Below are 15,998 nucleotides of genomic sequence, written 5' to 3'. Positions count from 1 at the left end.
GACACCCTTTCGGTTCCCCATGCGCCCCCGCTGAAAACCGGGGGTTTTTTTATGCCCGCCCGCCACAGAGACGAAAAAGACCCGGACCGACGCGGCCGGGCACAACGGAGAAAGACGATGAAGAAGTCCATGACCGGCGCAAAGATGGTTGTTCAGGCCCTCAAGGACCAGGGGGTCGAGGTGATCTTCGGCTATCCCGGTGGTGCCGTGCTGCCGATCTATGACGAAATCTTCCAGCAGTCCGATATCCGGCATATCCTGGTGCGCCATGAACAGGCGGCCGTCCATGCTGCCGAAGGCTATGCCCGTTCGACCGGCAAGCCCGGCGTGTGCCTTGTCACATCGGGCCCCGGCGCGACGAACGCCGTCACCGGTCTGACCGACGCGTTGATGGATTCGATCCCGGTGGTCGTGCTCTCGGGCCAGGTTCCGACCTTCATGATCGGCAACGACGCCTTTCAGGAGGCCGATACCGTCGGCATCACCCGCCCCTGCACCAAGCACAACTGGCTGGTGAAGGAAACCGACACCCTGCCCAAGGTCATCCACGAGGCGTTTCACGTCTGTACCTCGGGCCGCCCCGGCCCGGTTCTGGTGGACATCCCGAAGGACATCCAGTTCGCCACCGGCGCCTATACCACCAAGGACAAGGTCAAGCTGAGCCATTACCAGCCCCGTGTGAAGGGCGACATGGACGCGATCACAGAACTGGCGAACGCCATCGCCAAAGCCGAACGCCCGATCCTCTATACCGGCGGCGGCGTCATCAACTCGGGCGACCGGGCCACCGCATTGCTGCGCGAGCTGGCCGACGCCACCGGGTTTCCCGTGACCTCGACCCTGATGGGTCTGGGCGCCTATCCCGCGTCGGGCGATCAATGGCTGGGCATGCTGGGGATGCACGGGCTGTACCAGGCGAACATGGCGATGCACGGCTGCGATCTGATGATCAACATCGGCGCGCGGTTCGACGACCGGATCACCGGACGGGTGCAGGATTTCAGCCCCCATTCGATGAAGGCCCATATCGACATCGACCCCAGCTCGATCAACAAGGTCATCCACGTCGACATCCCGATCATCGGGGACGTCGCCCATGTGCTCGAGGATCTGCTGACCGTCTGGAAGGCGCAGGGATCCAAGGTGAACAGCGCGGGCCTGTCGAAGTGGTGGAAGAAGATCGACGAGTGGCGCGCGATCGACTGCCTGAAGTTCGACCAGAGCGGCCCGACGATCAAACCGCAATACGCGCTGGAACGGCTCGAGGCGCTGACCAAGGGGCACGACCGTTATGTCTGCACCGAGGTCGGCCAGCACCAGATGTGGGCGGCGCAATACCTGGGCTTTGACGCGCCGAACCGCTGGATGACGTCGGGCGGTCTGGGCACCATGGGATACGGGCATCCGGCGTCGATCGGTGTTCAGGTGGCGCATCCCGAGGCCCTGGTCATCAACATCGCCGGCGAAGCGTCGTGGTTGATGAACATGCAGGAGATGGGAACGGCGATCCAATACGGCCTGCCCGTCAAGCAGTTCATCCTGAACAACGAACGCCTGGGCATGGTGCGCCAGTGGCAGGAGCTTCTGCACGGCGAGCGGTATTCGCAATCCTGGTCCGAAGCCCTGCCCGATTTCGTGAAATTGGCCGAGGCGTTCGGCGCCAAGGGGATCAAATGCTCGGACCCCGCCGATCTGGACGATGCGATCATGGAGATGATCAATTACGACGGGCCGGTGATTTTCGACTGCCTGGTGGAAAAGCACGAGAACTGCTTCCCGATGATCCCCTCGGGCGAGGCGCACAACAAGATGCTTCTGGGCGCCGCCAGCACCAAGAACGCGATCGGATCCAAGGGCGCAGTCATGGTGTGAACCACAACACCGCCGCCGGATCATCCCGGCGGCGGTGTCACAGAGGCCCGTGCGTCTTTTCATGACGAACGTCCGCCACGGCCGCAGCGTGCGCCCGTCTGGCCATCGTCGGGCATGATTCGCGCGATTTCGCCGAACAATGCGGCCTTGCGGACGGGTTTTGACAGGAACCCGTCCATCCCCGCCGCAAGGCAATCGGCACGATCCTGCGCCAGCGCGTTCCCCGTCAACGCCAGGATCGGACAACGCGCCCCGGTTTCGATGCGGCGCATCTCGCGGGCGGCGTCGGTGCCCGACAGCCGCGGCATCGACATGTCCATGATGACCAGATCGGGGCGCGTGGCGGTGAACGCGGCAACCGCCTCGACCCCGTCGGTGGCGAACCGCAATATCGCCCCAAGCGGCGTCAACATGTGTCGTATGACAAGCTGGTTCGTGCGATTGTCTTCCGCGACGAGGATGTTCTTGCCCCGCAGGTGCACGCGGGCTTCCGATGCGCGATCCGGCACTGCACCTTGGGGCACATCCGCGGGGTGAACACGCAACAGTGGCAAGTCCACCGAAAACAACGTGCCTTCGCCCACCGTCGAACGGGCCCCCAGCGCCCCCCCCATGAGGGTGACAAGCCGCCGCGTGATCGCCAAGCCCAGGCCTGTCCCCTCGTATTGTCGATCACCGAGGTGGTCGACCTGTTCGAAGGCGTCGAAGATCAGGTTCAGCTTGTCGGGTGGAATGCCGATGCCCGAATCCTCGACCTCGATCCGAAGGCCGCCCGCCGCCTCGGACCGCAGGCGCAGCACGATATGACCCTCATGGGTGAACTTGATCGCGTTGCCGATCAGGTTCAACAGGATCTGGCGCAATCGCGTGGCGTCGCCGCACCACCAGACCGGCAGATCGGGCGCCAGATCCCGCGTCAGGCGCAAACCCGCCGCATCGGCGCGGGGTTGCAGAAGGGCGCATACCTCGGACGACAGGGCCGCAATATCGACGGGGGCCATGTTCAGCGTCATCTTCCCCGCCTCGATCTTCGAAAAGTCCAGCACATCGCCGATCACATCCAGCAAGGCCGCGCCGGATTCCAGAATCGTGCGGGCGAACAGCGCCGACTTGGGGTCCAGATCGGAATCGCACAGCAGTTCCGCCATGCCGATGATGCCGTTCATGGGGGTGCGGATTTCATGGCTCATCGCGGCCAGGAAGGCGGATTTCGCATGGCTTGCATCGATGGCGGCGATGCGGGCTTCCTCGACGCTGCGCTTGCGCCGCTCGATCGTTGTCACATCCGTAAAGGTCACGACGCCGCCGCCAAAAGACGTGGGCATCACCGCCAGGCGGATGTGGCGTTGGCCGTCACCGGGCGTCAGCAGAAACGGGACCGAGTCGCGCGCGGCCAGCCTGAGCGCGCGCAACCCCTGGTCCTGATTGCGGAAATCGCCCCGCCGCACGCAATGGCGCAGCATTTCGGTGAGGTTCGCGCCAGGCTGGCAAAGATCCGGCGGCAGATCCATCAGGCGCGCGCACCGGGCGTTGCACAACACGATGTCGTTCTGGCCGTCCGGTTGCGTATCATAGACCAGCAGACCCTGATCCATCGCCTCAAGCACTTCGGCAAGCAGCAGATACGACCGGTCCAGCGCATCGGTGCGTGCATCCACCGCCCGTTCCAGTTCGACAGACCGGCGCAACAGCCGCTCTTCCGATCTGGCGACTTCACCGGCGTTCAGTATCGACGAGGACACCGCCATGGCCGCGCCCTGATGGCCCAGATAATCGCCCCCCGGTCCGAAGATCGCATCGCCGCCCGAGGTCACCCAGTGCAGATCGTCGCCAAAGACGTGGCGATAGGTGAAGCCGCGAAACGCCTCGTGCGCCAGGATCGCGCGGCGGTGTTCATCCGCTTCGGGTGTCTGGGCGATACGGCCATCGCAGAGTGACAGCCGCGAGGCCCCCAGATACGAGTCGGGCGTCATGCCGGTTGCCTTGAACAGCCCGCGCGAGATGTCGTTCAGGCGGTGATCGCGACCTGTGGACCAGAACCAGATCGGCAGTGTCTCGAGCAGGCTGCGCAACCGCGGGTCGGCCGCGGCCAGCAACGCGTCCAGCCCCATGGCGTTGTCGCAGGCCGTTATCGTGTCGTCTTTCACCTGCACCGTCCTGTCTGTCATGCGCGTTCACTCTGGCAAAGGTCGGTTAAAACATGTTTAAGTCGGCATCGGTCCGGTCCATTCCGTGACGCCACATCAATTCTCGAAAACACGAAGGACAGTTCCCATGGCGCCCCTGAAGATCAAGAAAGGCACATCGCGTCATTCGGCCTATGACCTGCGCGACCCCCATTCCGAAGTGGTCGAACGTCATACCCTGGCCGTTGTGGTCGATAACGAAGCGGGCGTTCTGGCGCGCGTGATCGGTTTGTTTTCCGGTCGCGGCTACAACATCGAAAGCCTGACGGTGGCCGAGATCGACCACCTGGGGCACCGGTCGCGAATCACGGTCGTCACCACGGGAACACCGGCAATCATCGAACAGATCAAGGCACAGCTGGGCCGTATCGTGCCGGTGCACGAAGTCCACGACCTGACCGTGGAGGGCGCCAGCGTCGAGCGTGAGTTGGCCCTGTTCAAGGTCGCCGGCACCGGCGAGCGGCGGGTCGAGGCGCTGCGCCTCGCCGACATCTTCCGCGCCAACGTGGTGGATTCAACACTGGAGAGCTTTGTCTTCGAAATCACCGGAACGCCCGAGAAGGTCGACGCATTCGCCGACCTCATGCGCCCGCTCGGCCTGGTCGAAGTGGCCCGCACCGGCGTGGCCGCCCTGGGACGCGGCGAAAGCTGAACGCAAGGGCGATCCGGCGCACCAAGGGCGGTGCGCCTGCCCGACGCCGGCCCGTTGATCAGATCTGTTTTTCCGGCATCTGCACGACCAAGCCGTCCAGCGCGTCCGTCACCTTGAGCTGACAGGTCAGGCGCGAGCGGACGGGGTCGGGCTCGAACGCGAAGTCCAGCATGTCTTCTTCCATGCTTTCCCGCTCGGGCAGTTTGGCGACCCAATCCTCGGCGACATAGACGTGGCAGGTGGAACAGGCACAGGCGCCGCCGCAATCCGCCTCGATCCCCGGAATTCCGTTGTCGCGCGCGCCTTCCATCACGGTCAGTCCGCTGGCGACGTCAACCACGTGTTCCTTGCCGCCGTGTTCGATATAGGTGATCTTGGCCATGTCCGGTTCCTTCGTCTCGGGTGTTGGCTGTGTACCTAATGGCTGACGCAGGGCGGCACCAGCGGGTTTTCACCCCACGAAGCCGGACGAGCCGTGCGGTGAAAATCGGGGGCGGTCGCGCACGTCGGGCGCTGTGACGTAAATGGCAGATCCGCCTGCCTTTGCGCGCCACATGCTTTGCACGATGCCCGCGATACGCTAATCTGCGCCCAACCGCCCAAAGAGGCCGAGCAGAATGACCAGAACGATCCGCCGCATGCGATTTGCCGCGCGCCCGGTCCGGGTAACGGGGCCCCTGTTGCTGATCGCCGGTCTTGCCGGATGCAACGCGATGCAGATACCCGAGGTATCGCGGTTCGTCGAACCCGAGCTGGCAGTGAGCGATGCCGGCGACGCCTTGCAAACCGCGGCCGTGTCGGGTGGATGTTTCGCCACGGATTCCACGCCGGCCGTGATCGAAACCCGGACCGAACAGGTTCAGGTCACGCAACCCGTTCTGGCCGAGGACGGCGCGGTCATCACGCCGGCGACCTACAACACCGTGACCGACACCCGGATCGTCAAGGACCGCCAAGATGTCATCGTGCAGACGGTCTGTCCCGGCGAGATGTCGCCGCAGTTCATCGCCTCGCTGCAGCGCGCGCTGCACGTGCGGGGATTTTACGCGGGCGCCATCACCGCCGAGCTGGATCGACCGACCCGCGCTGCCGTGCGGAAGTTCCAGGGCGCCGAGGGTCTGCCGACCACCGCGCTGAGCCTTGCGGCCGCGAAACGTCTGGGGCTTGCGGTATATTCGCGGGAAGAGGCGACCGGCGGCTGATCAGCGGATGGTGCAGGGCCGAGAGGCCAGCGCGGGCGGCAGCGGTGGAATTGAGTATTTGAAGCAAGAAAAAGCGCAAGGTGGGATCAGCATCGATGGAGCCACTGCGGCGGGTCGGGGGTGAGGGCGCGAAGGCGACTTCCTGTGGCACGCGGCCGACGGACCTGGTTCCGACGTCAGGCACACGGGTTGTGGCGCTGGAGAGCGCTGGACCGACGCATGAAACAAAACAGCCTGTCGCGTTTCTGCGACAGGCTGGATGCCGTTTCACGCGTCGCTTGGCGGTGAGGTCAGGCGGGCTTGCGCCCGCTGACCTCGCCGTTGCGGATCAGTCGAGCGAGAGGGCCACGAAGCGCGGCTCGCCTTCTCGGCGCACCAACAGCAGAAGCGATTTGCGTCCTGCGTCGCGGGCGTCGTCAATGCGTGCTTGCAGATCCTCGGGCGACGTCACCTGTTTCTGACCGGCCTCGGTAATCACGTCGCCGGCGCGGATGTTCTTTTCATAGGCTTCGCTGTCACCATCGACATCGGTGACGACCAACCCTTGCGCGCCGTCATCCAGCCCCAGTTCGCCGCGCAGTTGATCCGTGATCGGGGATACGGTCAGGCCCAGCATTTCCTGGCGATCGGGCGCCTCTTGGGACGGCGCGGTGTCGTCCCCGGCACCGTTGGCGGATTCGCGACGCCCGAGCGTGATGCGCAGCGTTTCGGTCTTGCCGTCGCGGTAGACGACGACGCGCACCGTCTTGCCCACGGCCGTGTTGCCGACCGTGCGCACCAGCGCACGCGTGTCGGCCACATCGACGCCGTCAAAGGACATGATGACATCGCCCGCCATCATGCCGGCCTCTTTCGCCGGACCTTCGGGAACATCGGTGACCAGCGCGCCGCCGGCAGAGGTCAGGCCCATGGATTCGGCGATATCCTCGCTGACATCCTGGATCCTGACGCCGAGCCAGCCGCGCCGGGTTTCGCCGAACTGCTTGAGTTGCGCGACCACCTTGCCGACCACGTTCGACGACATGGCGAAGCCGATCCCGATCGAGCCGCCGTTGGGCGACAGGATGGCGGTGTTCACGCCGATCACCTCGCCCGACATGTTGAACAACGGGCCACCCGAATTGCCCCGGTTGATGGCCGCATCCGTCTGGATGTAATCGTCATAGGTGCCCGACAGCGCGCGGTTGCGCGCCGAGACGATGCCCGCAGATACCGAAAACCCCTGGCCCAGCGGGTTGCCCATGGCCATGACCCAGTCGCCGGTGCGCATCACGTCGCTGTCGCCGAAGGTGACGAACGGCAGCGCGACGTCCGCCTCGACCTTCAGCAGGGCGATGTCGGTGTTCGGGTCGGTGCCGACCAGCGTCGCGGGAAGCTCCTTGCCCGAGAAGAACTCGATCTGGATTTCATCCGCGCCGTCGATGACGTGGTTGTTCGTCACGATGAAGCCATCCTCGGAAATCACGAAACCCGAGCCCAGGGCCTGGCTGCGGCGCGGTCGCCCGTTCGGCCCCCCGGGGTTCATCCGGTCGTTGAATTCGCGGAAGAAATCCTCGAACGGGGATCCTTCGGGCACGATCGGCCCCGGGCCGCTGCGCGAGGCCACGGTGGTCGAGGTGGTTATGTTGACCACCGAGGGGCTGATCTTGTCGGCGAGATCGGCGAAACTTTCAGGGGCCGCGCGGGCCTCGACCGCCAGCGTTTGCGCAAGGAATAATGCGGCGCCGAGGATCAGCATCCACACGGCGCGCAGGGGATCGGTTGCAGGACGTGCCAGGGTCTTGGTCCGGGATATCACTTGATGCTCCTTCGACATTTCGGGTCAGGGAAGCGACCGTTTCGTCGCATGCCTCCTGCGCAAAGATAGGGGGGATGGCGCCCAAGACCAACAGATAAGGTGCGCCGTCACCGTGGCGTGAAGAGAAGTTTTTCCGGCATGGCTGTGGACTGCGGATCGTCGCGCCCGTGGCAGCGCCGTATTTCGAGTATTTCGGGCAAGAAAAAGCCGACGGTAACGGCAAGTCGGCGCCCGGGCGAGAGGCACAAGGTGTTTTTCCGTCTGCGGCCAGGGGGTATGTCACGGTCGATACCGAGTTGGCGTCGGCGCGCGTGGGGGGTGAGGGTCGTGAAGCGTGGCAATGCGGCGGCGGCCGCGCTTAGTCCGGAAAGGTCCAGTCAGCGTGTTCGATGCGAAAGATGCGCAGCGGCGCGCCGGGTTGCGACGTGTCGGCACACAGGCGATAGGTTACGCGCCCGTTCGCGCCGAAATTCACGAAATCCACGTGGATCGTGATCATGCCGCGCATCATCGGGCGATCGCCGTCGGGCGCGATGCGGGTTATCCGGCCCTGAAAGTCCTGCGCGCCATACAGCACGTCGTCGCCGTGCCCCGACAGATGCGGCACGATATCGGCAACGAAGTACTGCCCCCCGTTTGCGGGGGTGAACGGGTGGTCGGCGGGGCCGTGCGAGCGTGCCGCCGTGACATAGAGTGCGCGCACCACGAAGGCGGCGCCATCGATCAGCGGATCGCCGATGGTCCGGACCGCGGGCATGACATCGGCACCTGCGCCGGTATCTTCGGTGATGAAACGTTGTGCGACCCAGCCGGCCTTGCGGAAATCGGAGGTTCGCATCAGGCACCAGCGTTGTGGCAGGTCGGCGCGCTGGGCATCGGTCAGCTTGTGACGGATCATCGGGGTCAGCAGCGGCACACAGGTGATCTGTTCCAGCCCGCGGGCCGTCGGCGCAAGGCTGTCGATCACCAGGTATCTCGTGCCCGGCCCCATCCGCATGTTCAGCACGTCATCGCCCGCCACACCCGTCACCCGCCAGGCATCCGGCCCATGACCATCGATTTCCGCCTGTGCCGAGGGCGCCGCCAGCGCCCAGAGGCAAGCCGCCATGGCGATGAGGGATCGCATCATTCCACCTCGACCACCGAACGGCCAAGCACTGCGCGCCCCGTGATATCCAGAAAGCGGACCTCGTAGGTGCCGGGCTCATCCGGCAGGGCCAGCTCCATCGACGTCTGCGCGCCGATCTTGTGGACCGATATCCAGCTGAAATCGGGCTGGTCCTTGCGTGCGATGCTCAACCGCTGATCGTCGCTGTCGCTGCCGCCCGTCCAGGTCACCGTGATCGTGGCGCCCGGTGCAGCCCTCTCAGGCACCGACAGCGCGGCGCCCTGATCCAGCGGAGCGTCCGCATCGACCACCTCGAGCGGTGCACTGGCCAGCGTGCGGCGTCCGTTTTCTAGAACATAGCGGATCTCATAGATACCGGGCGTGTCGGGTGCCGTCAGGCGACCCGTGGTGGCGTCGCCCGCGCGGATATGGGTTTCTATCCGGCTTTCGTCCGTCCCCGCCGGAACGATGGTGATGAAATCACTGCTGTTGATCGTCGACGACCACGTGACATCGACCGTCTCGCCCGCGCGCACGGTGCCGGGGCTGGTGATTCCGACCTCGCTCTCGACCACCTCGATCGCGGCGCGGGCCAGCGTGCGGCGGCCGTTCTCGAGCACGTAGCGCAGCTCGTAAAGGCCGGGGGTGCCGGGGGCGGTCAGGCTGGCGGTGGTGGTGTCCCTGGCGCGCACATGGTCGCCGATCTTGTTGTCGTCGGCATCGGCCGCGACGATGGTCAAGAAGTCCTGGGCGTTGATCGTGCCGTCCCAGCCGAAATCGAACGCGGCGCCGGTGACGACCTCGGCGGGAGCGGTGACCGTCACCTCGCTCTCGACTACCTCGATCACGGCGCGGGCCAGCGTGCGGCGGCCGTTCTCGAGCACGTAGCGCAGCTCGTAAAGACCGGGGGTGCCGGGGGCGGTCAGGCTGCCGGTCGTGTTGCCCCTGGCGCGCACATGGTCGCCGATCTTGTTGTCGTCGGCGTCGGCCGCGACGATGGTCAGGAAATCCTGGGCGTTGATCGTGCCGTCCCAGCCGAAATCGAACGCGGCGCCGGTGACGACCTCGGCGGGTGCGGTGACCGTCACCTCGCTCTCGACCACTTCGATGGCAGCGCGCGCAAGGGTGCGGCGGCCGTTCTCGAGCACGTAGCGCAGCTCGTAAAGGCCGGGGGTGCCGGGAGCGGTCAGGCTGGCGGTGGTGTTGTCCCGGGCGCGCACATGGTCGCCGATCTTGTTGTCGTCGGCGTCGGCCGCGACGATGGTCAGGAAATCCTGGGCGTTGATCGTGCCGTCCCAGCCGAAATCGAACGCGGCGCCGGTGACGACCTCGGCGGGGGCGCTCAGCGTGACCTGGGGCAGTTCGGGCTCCGGCTCCGGCTCGGGTTCCGTCACCATGGCTGTCTGCACCTGCTCCAGGGCCGCGTGCAACTCGTCCGCGTTGCCGGCGGGCACGAAGACGCCGCCGGTGTTTTCGGCGATGCAGGACAGGCTGGCGTGGGCGTCATCCTTCAGATCGAAGCCGACGACATGGACGGTGAACCCGATCCCCTGCTTGGCAAGCTGCGCCGACAAGGCACAGGGATCGGCATTGCAGGTCTCGACCCCGTCCGAGATCAGCACCACCGTGGCCGGCGTATCGCGATAGGACAGCAGGTCGGCGGCGTGCTGGACGGCAGCCGAGATCGGCGTCTTTCCGACCGGCTTGATCGCGTTGACGGTGCCGATGAACCCGGCCTTGTCCAGCTGCCCGGGGGCAACCAGCGTTTCGATATCCGTGCAATCGCCCTGCCGGCGGTGACCATAGGCCACCAGCCCCAGGTTGGTCCCGCTGTCCCAGCCGTCGGCCAGGTCGGCCATGACGTCGCGGGCGATTTCGATCTTGGAGGTGCCATCGATCTGGCCCCACATGGACCCGGACGCATCATAGACGATCACCACGTCCTCGGCGGCGCGGGCCGGCGCGGTGCCGGCCAGACCTGCGGCCAGTGCAAGTGTGCCCAGAGCCGTCAATCCCGATGTGATCATCCTCATGTCCGTCGTCCTTTCATGTCGGTTCCGGCACGCGCGCCGCGTGACATCGTCTCATGGTGTGCGCGCCGAGACGGGGCGCGCCGGTCTCATGTGGCCCTGCTCAGGCGGGGCGTGGCGCCTGGGCCCCGGGGTGCGGCGCGGCGCCGTCGCCCAGCGCGCGGTCCTTCAGCTTGCGGAACTTGCCCGACATCTGCTCGAGCCGCGCATCCCATTCGGGGTTGGGCCGCTGGCCTTCGATGGTGGAAAAGAAGACCTGCATCATGCAGGCAATGGCGAAGGGTTCGAGCAACGCGGCCTTGACGCTCCAGGCGAACAGCAGCGCGAAGACGACGCCGCCCGCCGCCCAGGCCCCCGGCATCAGATAGACCACCAGCGCCGCGGGGGGGAGCATGACCAGAAACACCAGAAAGCCGATGCCATAGACGATGATCGCCAGCCACGCCGCGTTCTTCAGCATGACCTTCCAGTTCTGGCCGTAAAGCACCAGCGCCTCGCGCGCCGCGCCCCACGCGTTGTCCGAGCGGGTGCGGATCGCATGGGCCAGGATCACCTCGTCCACGAAGCCGACGGCGACGCGCAGAAACGCCGACACGACGCCGGCCAGGGGCTGTGCCCCCGGAATCGGCAGCACCGTCAGGATTCCGCGCACTAAACCGGAAATGGCCCGGATCACGCCGCGGATCAGCTGATCCATCACGAACAGGACGCTGGCCTGGGGTAAACGCTGTTTGACCACCGTCGTGGCATGGCTGATCTGTCCGCGCCCCTGGGGCATCGGTTTGCCGTCGATCAGTTCGACCAGCACAGCAATGTGGCCGGCCTTGACGATATAAAGGATGTATTCGCGCGCCCAGTACATGAAGACACCGAAAATGCCGAACCCCGCGAACCCGCCCCACATGGTGGTGGTTGCACGGAAATCGGCGTCACCGAAGCCACCGATGCCCCAGCCGACACCGGCGCCCACGCCGGTGATCAGGATGTAACCCAGGGTGATGCCGAAATAAACGGCGATGCGCATGAGAATGAATGGAAGCGTTCGCCCCATCATCCCCAGCGCACCGCCGATGCTGAAATCCCACATTGCAAATCACTTTCTGAAATTTCGGTGTTCCCGAACTGCAGCGACGCCCATGATCAAGCCTCGCATTTGCTGTTGCCGTATTTCGCCGAACAGGCCCGCGCCGCGCAGGCCCGGATCTGCGGATCTCGCTGGGCCTTGCGGATATCGACCGTCTCGAGCGCCGTATAGGGAACCGAGACCGTCTCGAAGACGGGCTGGCACAGGGTGGTGGTGCCTGTGGCCTCGCATTTCGTCTCGCCGGTCGGGCGGCGTTCGCTGCGGTATTTCGTGACCGGTTCGCGGCGATAGACCGGCGGGATCTTCAGCATCCACGCCGCTTCGCACTGCGTGCGTTCGGCACGATATTCCGGTGTGCCGCAACCGGACAGAAACAACAGCACCGCAACCCCTCCGGCAAGCGCGACCCTTGCGGTTTGAAACTGTCGGCTCTGGCGCATCCTCGGCTCCGGCTTGGTAGTCCGGCCCTTCCTTCGCACGGAACGCGCCCCCGCGCCCCGTTCGTTTGCAGGGGGTCGGGCGGATATTTGAAAGCCGGGGTGTTTGCTGCTTAGGTAAGCCGGGCCGGGCATCCCGGACTCAATCAGGAGAACCCGACATGCGGAACAGATGGGCAGCAGGGCTGGCCGTGATCCTTCTGACGGCGCCCCATGGCGCGGCCGGTGACGGCGACGCGATCCTGCGGATCACCGGGAACGTCACAGGCGGCGCCGTGGCGTTCGATCTTGATGACCTGCACGATCTGCCCCGTGTCACCCTCGAGACCTCGACGGTGGTGACCGACGGCATCCATCGGTTCACCGGCGTTCTGATGCGCGATCTGCTGGCGGGGGTCGAGGCGGACGGAGACACCGTCACGGCCACGGCGCTGAACGATTACGCGGTGGACATTCCGGTCGCCGATTTCCGCGACTACGATGTGATCGTCGCCTATGCCATGGATGGAACGCCGCTTGACCGGGCCGACAAGGGGCCGCTTTGGATCGTCTATCCACGGGACGATCACACCGCCCTTCAGGATATCCGCTATGATTATCGGTGGGTCTGGCAGCTTGCGCGGCTTGATATCCGATGACACGCCTGCCCCGCCCCGCCATCCGGCTTGTGCTGCCGTTTCTTGCCGTGGTGATCTTCGCGGGGTTGCTGGCGTTTTCGCTGGTGCGGATGACGCGGGTCGAATCCGACATGCGGGTCGATGCCGAACAGAACATGCTGTGGGTCATGCACCAGGCCGCGTCGGCCGCGCGGCGCGTGACCGAAACGACACTGCGCGCCGAACTTGGCGAGGCGGAGCCGGCAGAGATCGCCCTGCGCCTTGATATCCTGCGCAGCCGCGTCGCGCTGCTGAACGCCGGTCCCCAGCGCCGTTTCGTCGAACGCATCGGGCTGGGCAAGGAGCTGGACCGGCTGACCGACACATTGGCCGAGATCGCACCGATGGTGGAGGATCCGGGCGACGGCCGGCTGGCCGAATTGCGCGCGGCACTAGCCCCCTTCCCTCCCTTTTTCGCGCGGGCCGCCAACAAGACGATGATCGCGGAATGGGATGACCTTGGCGCGCGACTGGGGACGTATCGCGCCGAATTGCAGACGACCATCGTCGCACTGATCGGGATCCTCGCCGCGGGCGGTGTCCTGGCGGCGACACTGGTGGTGGCCCTGCGCGATTCGCGGCACCGCAACCGGATGCTGCGCCAGGCCCGCGACTTCTCGGGGCTTCTGATTGCCTCAAGCGGCGAAGGCATCGCGGCGGTGGACCGGACCGGACGCTGCACCCTTTGGAACGGCGCCATGGCCGACATGGTCGGGCGACCGGCCGAACACGCGGTGGGCCGCCCCCTTAACGAGGTTTCGGGGTTCTTCGCCGTCACCGCCATTCGCGACGGAATCGCCCGCGCGCTGGCAGGCGAAAACGCCCGGTTCCGGCTTCAGCCGCTGTTCCGCAACCAGGACGACACACCGCTGCACGTCGATCTGCGGCTTTTCCCGATGCGCGATGAAACCGGCATCGTGGGCGCCATCGCTTTCATGCATGACGCAAGCGACCGCCACGCCGCCGAACGCAAGGACGCGGAAAACCGCGCGCGGCTGGAACAGCTGGTGGCGGAACGCACCCGGAAACTGGACGATGCGCTGCGCCGCGAACGCTCGGCCGCCGATCTCTATCGCAACTTCGCCGCGATGATCTCGCACCAGTTCCGCACGCCGCTGGCGGTGGCGGATTCGGCGCTGCAACGGCTGATCCGGCGCGCCGGCCGTGCCGACACACGCGAGGTGGGCGAACGCGCCGCCCGCGCCCGGGACGCCATCGCCGGGCTGACACGGCTGGTGGACAGCACGCTGGACGCGGCCCGGATCGAGACCGGGCAAATGGACGCCCGCCGCGAAAGATGCGATCTGGCCGCCATGCTGCACGATATCCGCGAACAACAGCGCGCCGCCGCACCCGATGCCCAAATCGAAATCACGACCAGCGGCGACACGGTCGCGCTCTGCGATCCGGCACATGCCGAACAGGTGCTGAAAAACCTTGTGGCCAACGCCGTGACCTACGGCGCGCCGGGATCGCCGATCACGGTGGCCCTGAGCGACCACGGCGACACCCTGCGTTGCGACATCAGCAATATCGGACCGGGCATTGCCGACGCCGAACGCGCGCGCATCTTCGAGCGCAACGTTCGCGGCACCAACAGCGTCGGCAAACCCGGCACCGGCGTCGGCCTGTTCATCGGCCGCACCCTTGCGCGGATGCAGGGCGGCGACATCGCGCTCTTGACGGGCGACGGCACCACGACCTTCCGCCTGTCGCTGCCGCGCCCCACGGAGGCGACGCCATGACCCCTGCTGAAGCCCCCCTGATCCTGGTGGTCGAGGACGAATCGGCGCTGCGGACCGACATCGCCGATGAATTGCACGAAGCCGGGTATCGCACGGCGGTTGCCGCGGACGGTCGTCAGGCACTGAACCTGCTGGCGGGAATAACGCCCGACATGGTGCTTTGCGACATCACGATGCCGGGGCTCGACGGCTATGGCCTGTTGCAGACCCTGCGCGACAAGCGCCCCGATCTTGCCACCACGCCTTTCGTCTTTCTCACCGCGCTGTCCGAGCCGCGCCATGTGGTCGAAGGCAAGCTGATGGGCGCCGACGATTACCTTGTGAAACCGGTGGATTACGACCTGATGCTGGCCACCGTTGCCGCGCGCCTGCGTCAGGTCGACCGGATCCGCCAGCATCACGGTGGCGAAATCCGCGATCTGCGCCACGCCCTGACCAATCTGTCCGATGGCGGGGCCGCGCAGGCGCTGGATCTGATCGCGCTGGGTGTCGTGCTGCTGGACGATCGCCTGTGCCTGCTGCACGCCAATCGCGCGGCGCGCGCCATGGCCGCCGAGGGCCAGTTCATCGCCTGGCACCGCAACACCATCTCGGCCTCCGAGCCGACCTGTGATCGCGCGCTGCGGCGTGCGGTGGCCGACGCGGCTGCGGCGGCGGCAACGGGCGCGGAACGGGTGATCGGTGTGACGTTGCAGCGCGCAACCGACACGCTGAGCGTTTCGGCCCTTGTGTGTGCCTTGCCACGCCCGCCCGACAATCCCGCGGTGCCGCCCCGCGTTGCCGTTTTCCTGTCGCCGCCCGCCCACAACAGGCGGGTGTCGGAACCCTTGTTGGCGGACCTGTTCGGCCTGACGCCGACAGAAACCCGCGTTGCCGCCGCCCTTGCGGGGGGCGCACGCCCGGCCGACGTGGCACGCGACCTTGGCATCTCGCAAACCACCATCGCCTTTCACATGCGCAACCTGTTCCAGAAAACTGGCACCAACCGCCAGACCGACCTTGTTGCGCTGATCCTTGCGGGGCCGATGATGATCGACGCAAGATAACGCGGGCCAAGCCGGCGGTGGCGGGCGATCGCATCGGTCACGGCCGCGACGCGATCATTGCAGGAAGTTGTCGCGCAGCAGCGACACCGGTTCTTTCACGCGACTGCTGGCGGCGGCCGTCCCGGTGCCGGCGTCAGCGGACTCACCGGGCAGGGACCGATCCGTCAATCACCGAAAAACAG

At 65.8% G+C, this 15,998-nt stretch carries 13 protein-coding genes; 6 read left to right on the top strand and 7 right to left on the bottom strand.

The window, feature by feature from the left end:
* Positions 1-117 precede the first annotated feature (117 nt).
* Entirely contained in the window at positions 118-1,872 is a 1,755-nt protein-coding gene (locus tag CFP68_RS08655) for an acetolactate synthase 3 large subunit (RefSeq protein ID WP_099826507.1), read from the top strand.
* 59 nt (positions 1,873-1,931) lie between these two features.
* On the opposite strand, the gene CFP68_RS08650 is transcribed toward CFP68_RS08655, so the two are convergent.
* Positions 1,932-4,040, bottom strand: a complete 2,109-nt coding sequence (locus CFP68_RS08650) for an ATP-binding protein (RefSeq protein WP_099826506.1) — start codon at positions 4,038-4,040, stop codon at positions 1,932-1,934.
* Between the two features lie 106 nt (positions 4,041-4,146).
* Between CFP68_RS08650 and ilvN the strand changes: the two genes are divergently transcribed.
* Positions 4,147-4,710: an acetolactate synthase small subunit gene (ilvN, locus tag CFP68_RS08645; protein WP_099826505.1), complete on the top strand. Its 564-nt coding sequence runs from the start codon at positions 4,147-4,149 to the stop codon at positions 4,708-4,710.
* 58 nt (positions 4,711-4,768) lie between these two features.
* Here ilvN and CFP68_RS08640 read toward each other — a convergent pair whose 3' ends face one another.
* Complete coding sequence (locus CFP68_RS08640) at positions 4,769-5,092, bottom strand: 2Fe-2S iron-sulfur cluster-binding protein (protein WP_099826504.1); 324 nt, start codon at positions 5,090-5,092, stop codon at positions 4,769-4,771.
* A gap of 235 nt (positions 5,093-5,327) precedes the next feature.
* Between CFP68_RS08640 and CFP68_RS08635 the strand changes: the two genes are divergently transcribed.
* The gene (locus tag CFP68_RS08635) at positions 5,328-5,912 is read left to right on the top strand and encodes a peptidoglycan-binding domain-containing protein (protein ID WP_099826503.1); all 585 of its coding nucleotides are present in this window, start codon (positions 5,328-5,330) and stop codon (positions 5,910-5,912) included.
* Between the two features lie 328 nt (positions 5,913-6,240).
* Here CFP68_RS08635 and CFP68_RS08630 read toward each other — a convergent pair whose 3' ends face one another.
* From CFP68_RS08630 to CFP68_RS08610, 5 genes are all read right to left on the bottom strand, one after another.
* A complete protein-coding gene (locus CFP68_RS08630; protein ID WP_099826502.1) occupies positions 6,241-7,728 on the bottom strand; it encodes a DegQ family serine endoprotease in 1,488 nt (495 codons plus the stop codon).
* Positions 7,729-8,068: 340 nt separating this feature from the next.
* Positions 8,069-8,839: an SH3 domain-containing protein gene (locus CFP68_RS08625; protein ID WP_099826501.1), complete on the bottom strand. Its 771-nt coding sequence runs from the start codon at positions 8,837-8,839 to the stop codon at positions 8,069-8,071.
* On the bottom strand, positions 8,836-10,851 hold the full coding sequence (locus CFP68_RS08620; protein WP_099826500.1) for a VWA domain-containing protein: 2,016 nt from the start codon (positions 10,849-10,851) through the stop codon (positions 8,836-8,838). Before CFP68_RS08620 ends, CFP68_RS08625 begins: the two co-directional genes overlap by 4 nt.
* Positions 10,852-10,951: 100 nt before the next feature.
* Positions 10,952-11,935, bottom strand: a complete 984-nt coding sequence (locus CFP68_RS08615) for a hypothetical protein (RefSeq protein WP_099826499.1) — start codon at positions 11,933-11,935, stop codon at positions 10,952-10,954.
* Positions 11,936-11,988: 53 nt separating this feature from the next.
* Positions 11,989-12,372 carry a hypothetical protein gene (locus CFP68_RS08610; RefSeq protein WP_145953419.1) on the bottom strand — a complete coding sequence of 128 codons (384 nt, stop codon included), beginning with the start codon at positions 12,370-12,372 and terminating at the stop codon, positions 11,989-11,991.
* 158 nt (positions 12,373-12,530) lie between these two features.
* On the opposite strand from CFP68_RS08610, the gene CFP68_RS08605 reads away from it, so the two are divergent.
* From CFP68_RS08605 to CFP68_RS08595, 3 genes are read left to right on the top strand one after another with little or no spacing between them, the layout of a single operon-like run.
* The gene (locus tag CFP68_RS08605) at positions 12,531-13,007 is read left to right on the top strand and encodes a putative pterin-binding protein (protein ID WP_099826497.1); all 477 of its coding nucleotides are present in this window, start codon (positions 12,531-12,533) and stop codon (positions 13,005-13,007) included.
* Complete coding sequence (locus CFP68_RS08600) at positions 13,004-14,770, top strand: sensor histidine kinase (RefSeq protein WP_099826496.1); 1,767 nt, start codon at positions 13,004-13,006, stop codon at positions 14,768-14,770. Before CFP68_RS08605 ends, CFP68_RS08600 begins: the two co-directional genes overlap by 4 nt.
* A complete protein-coding gene (locus CFP68_RS08595) occupies positions 14,767-15,816 on the top strand; it encodes a response regulator (protein ID WP_099826495.1) in 1,050 nt (349 codons plus the stop codon). The genes CFP68_RS08600 and CFP68_RS08595 overlap by 4 nt, the downstream gene beginning before the upstream one ends.
* Positions 15,817-15,998 lie beyond the last annotated feature (182 nt).

This window comes from Oceaniglobus indicus (genome assembly GCF_002751875.1).
In the GTDB taxonomy this organism is placed as follows: domain Bacteria; phylum Pseudomonadota; class Alphaproteobacteria; order Rhodobacterales; family Rhodobacteraceae; genus Oceaniglobus; species Oceaniglobus indicus.
The sequence above is the reverse complement of the archived record's forward strand: the minus strand, read 5'-3'. Positions and strand labels throughout refer to the sequence as shown.

What these genes read in the sequence shown, in the direction of transcription:
- CFP68_RS08655 (WP_099826507.1), top strand. Translation starts at nt 118, where the DNA reads ATGAAGAAGTCCATGACCGGCGCAAAGATGGTTGTTCAGGCCCTCAAG.
- CFP68_RS08650 (WP_099826506.1), bottom strand. Translation starts at nt 4,040, where the DNA reads ATGACAGACAGGACGGTGCAGGTGAAAGACGACACGATAACGGCCTGC.
- ilvN (WP_099826505.1), top strand. Translation starts at nt 4,147, where the DNA reads ATGGCGCCCCTGAAGATCAAGAAAGGCACATCGCGTCATTCGGCCTAT.
- CFP68_RS08640 (WP_099826504.1), bottom strand. Translation starts at nt 5,092, where the DNA reads ATGGCCAAGATCACCTATATCGAACACGGCGGCAAGGAACACGTGGTT.
- CFP68_RS08635 (WP_099826503.1), top strand. Translation starts at nt 5,328, where the DNA reads ATGACCAGAACGATCCGCCGCATGCGATTTGCCGCGCGCCCGGTCCGG.
- CFP68_RS08630 (WP_099826502.1), bottom strand. Translation starts at nt 7,728, where the DNA reads ATGTCGAAGGAGCATCAAGTGATATCCCGGACCAAGACCCTGGCACGT.
- CFP68_RS08625 (WP_099826501.1), bottom strand. Translation starts at nt 8,839, where the DNA reads ATGATGCGATCCCTCATCGCCATGGCGGCTTGCCTCTGGGCGCTGGCG.
- CFP68_RS08620 (WP_099826500.1), bottom strand. Translation starts at nt 10,851, where the DNA reads ATGAGGATGATCACATCGGGATTGACGGCTCTGGGCACACTTGCACTG.
- CFP68_RS08615 (WP_099826499.1), bottom strand. Translation starts at nt 11,935, where the DNA reads ATGTGGGATTTCAGCATCGGCGGTGCGCTGGGGATGATGGGGCGAACG.
- CFP68_RS08610 (WP_145953419.1), bottom strand. Translation starts at nt 12,372, where the DNA reads ATGCGCCAGAGCCGACAGTTTCAAACCGCAAGGGTCGCGCTTGCCGGA.
- CFP68_RS08605 (WP_099826497.1), top strand. Translation starts at nt 12,531, where the DNA reads ATGCGGAACAGATGGGCAGCAGGGCTGGCCGTGATCCTTCTGACGGCG.
- CFP68_RS08600 (WP_099826496.1), top strand. Translation starts at nt 13,004, where the DNA reads ATGACACGCCTGCCCCGCCCCGCCATCCGGCTTGTGCTGCCGTTTCTT.
- CFP68_RS08595 (WP_099826495.1), top strand. Translation starts at nt 14,767, where the DNA reads ATGACCCCTGCTGAAGCCCCCCTGATCCTGGTGGTCGAGGACGAATCG.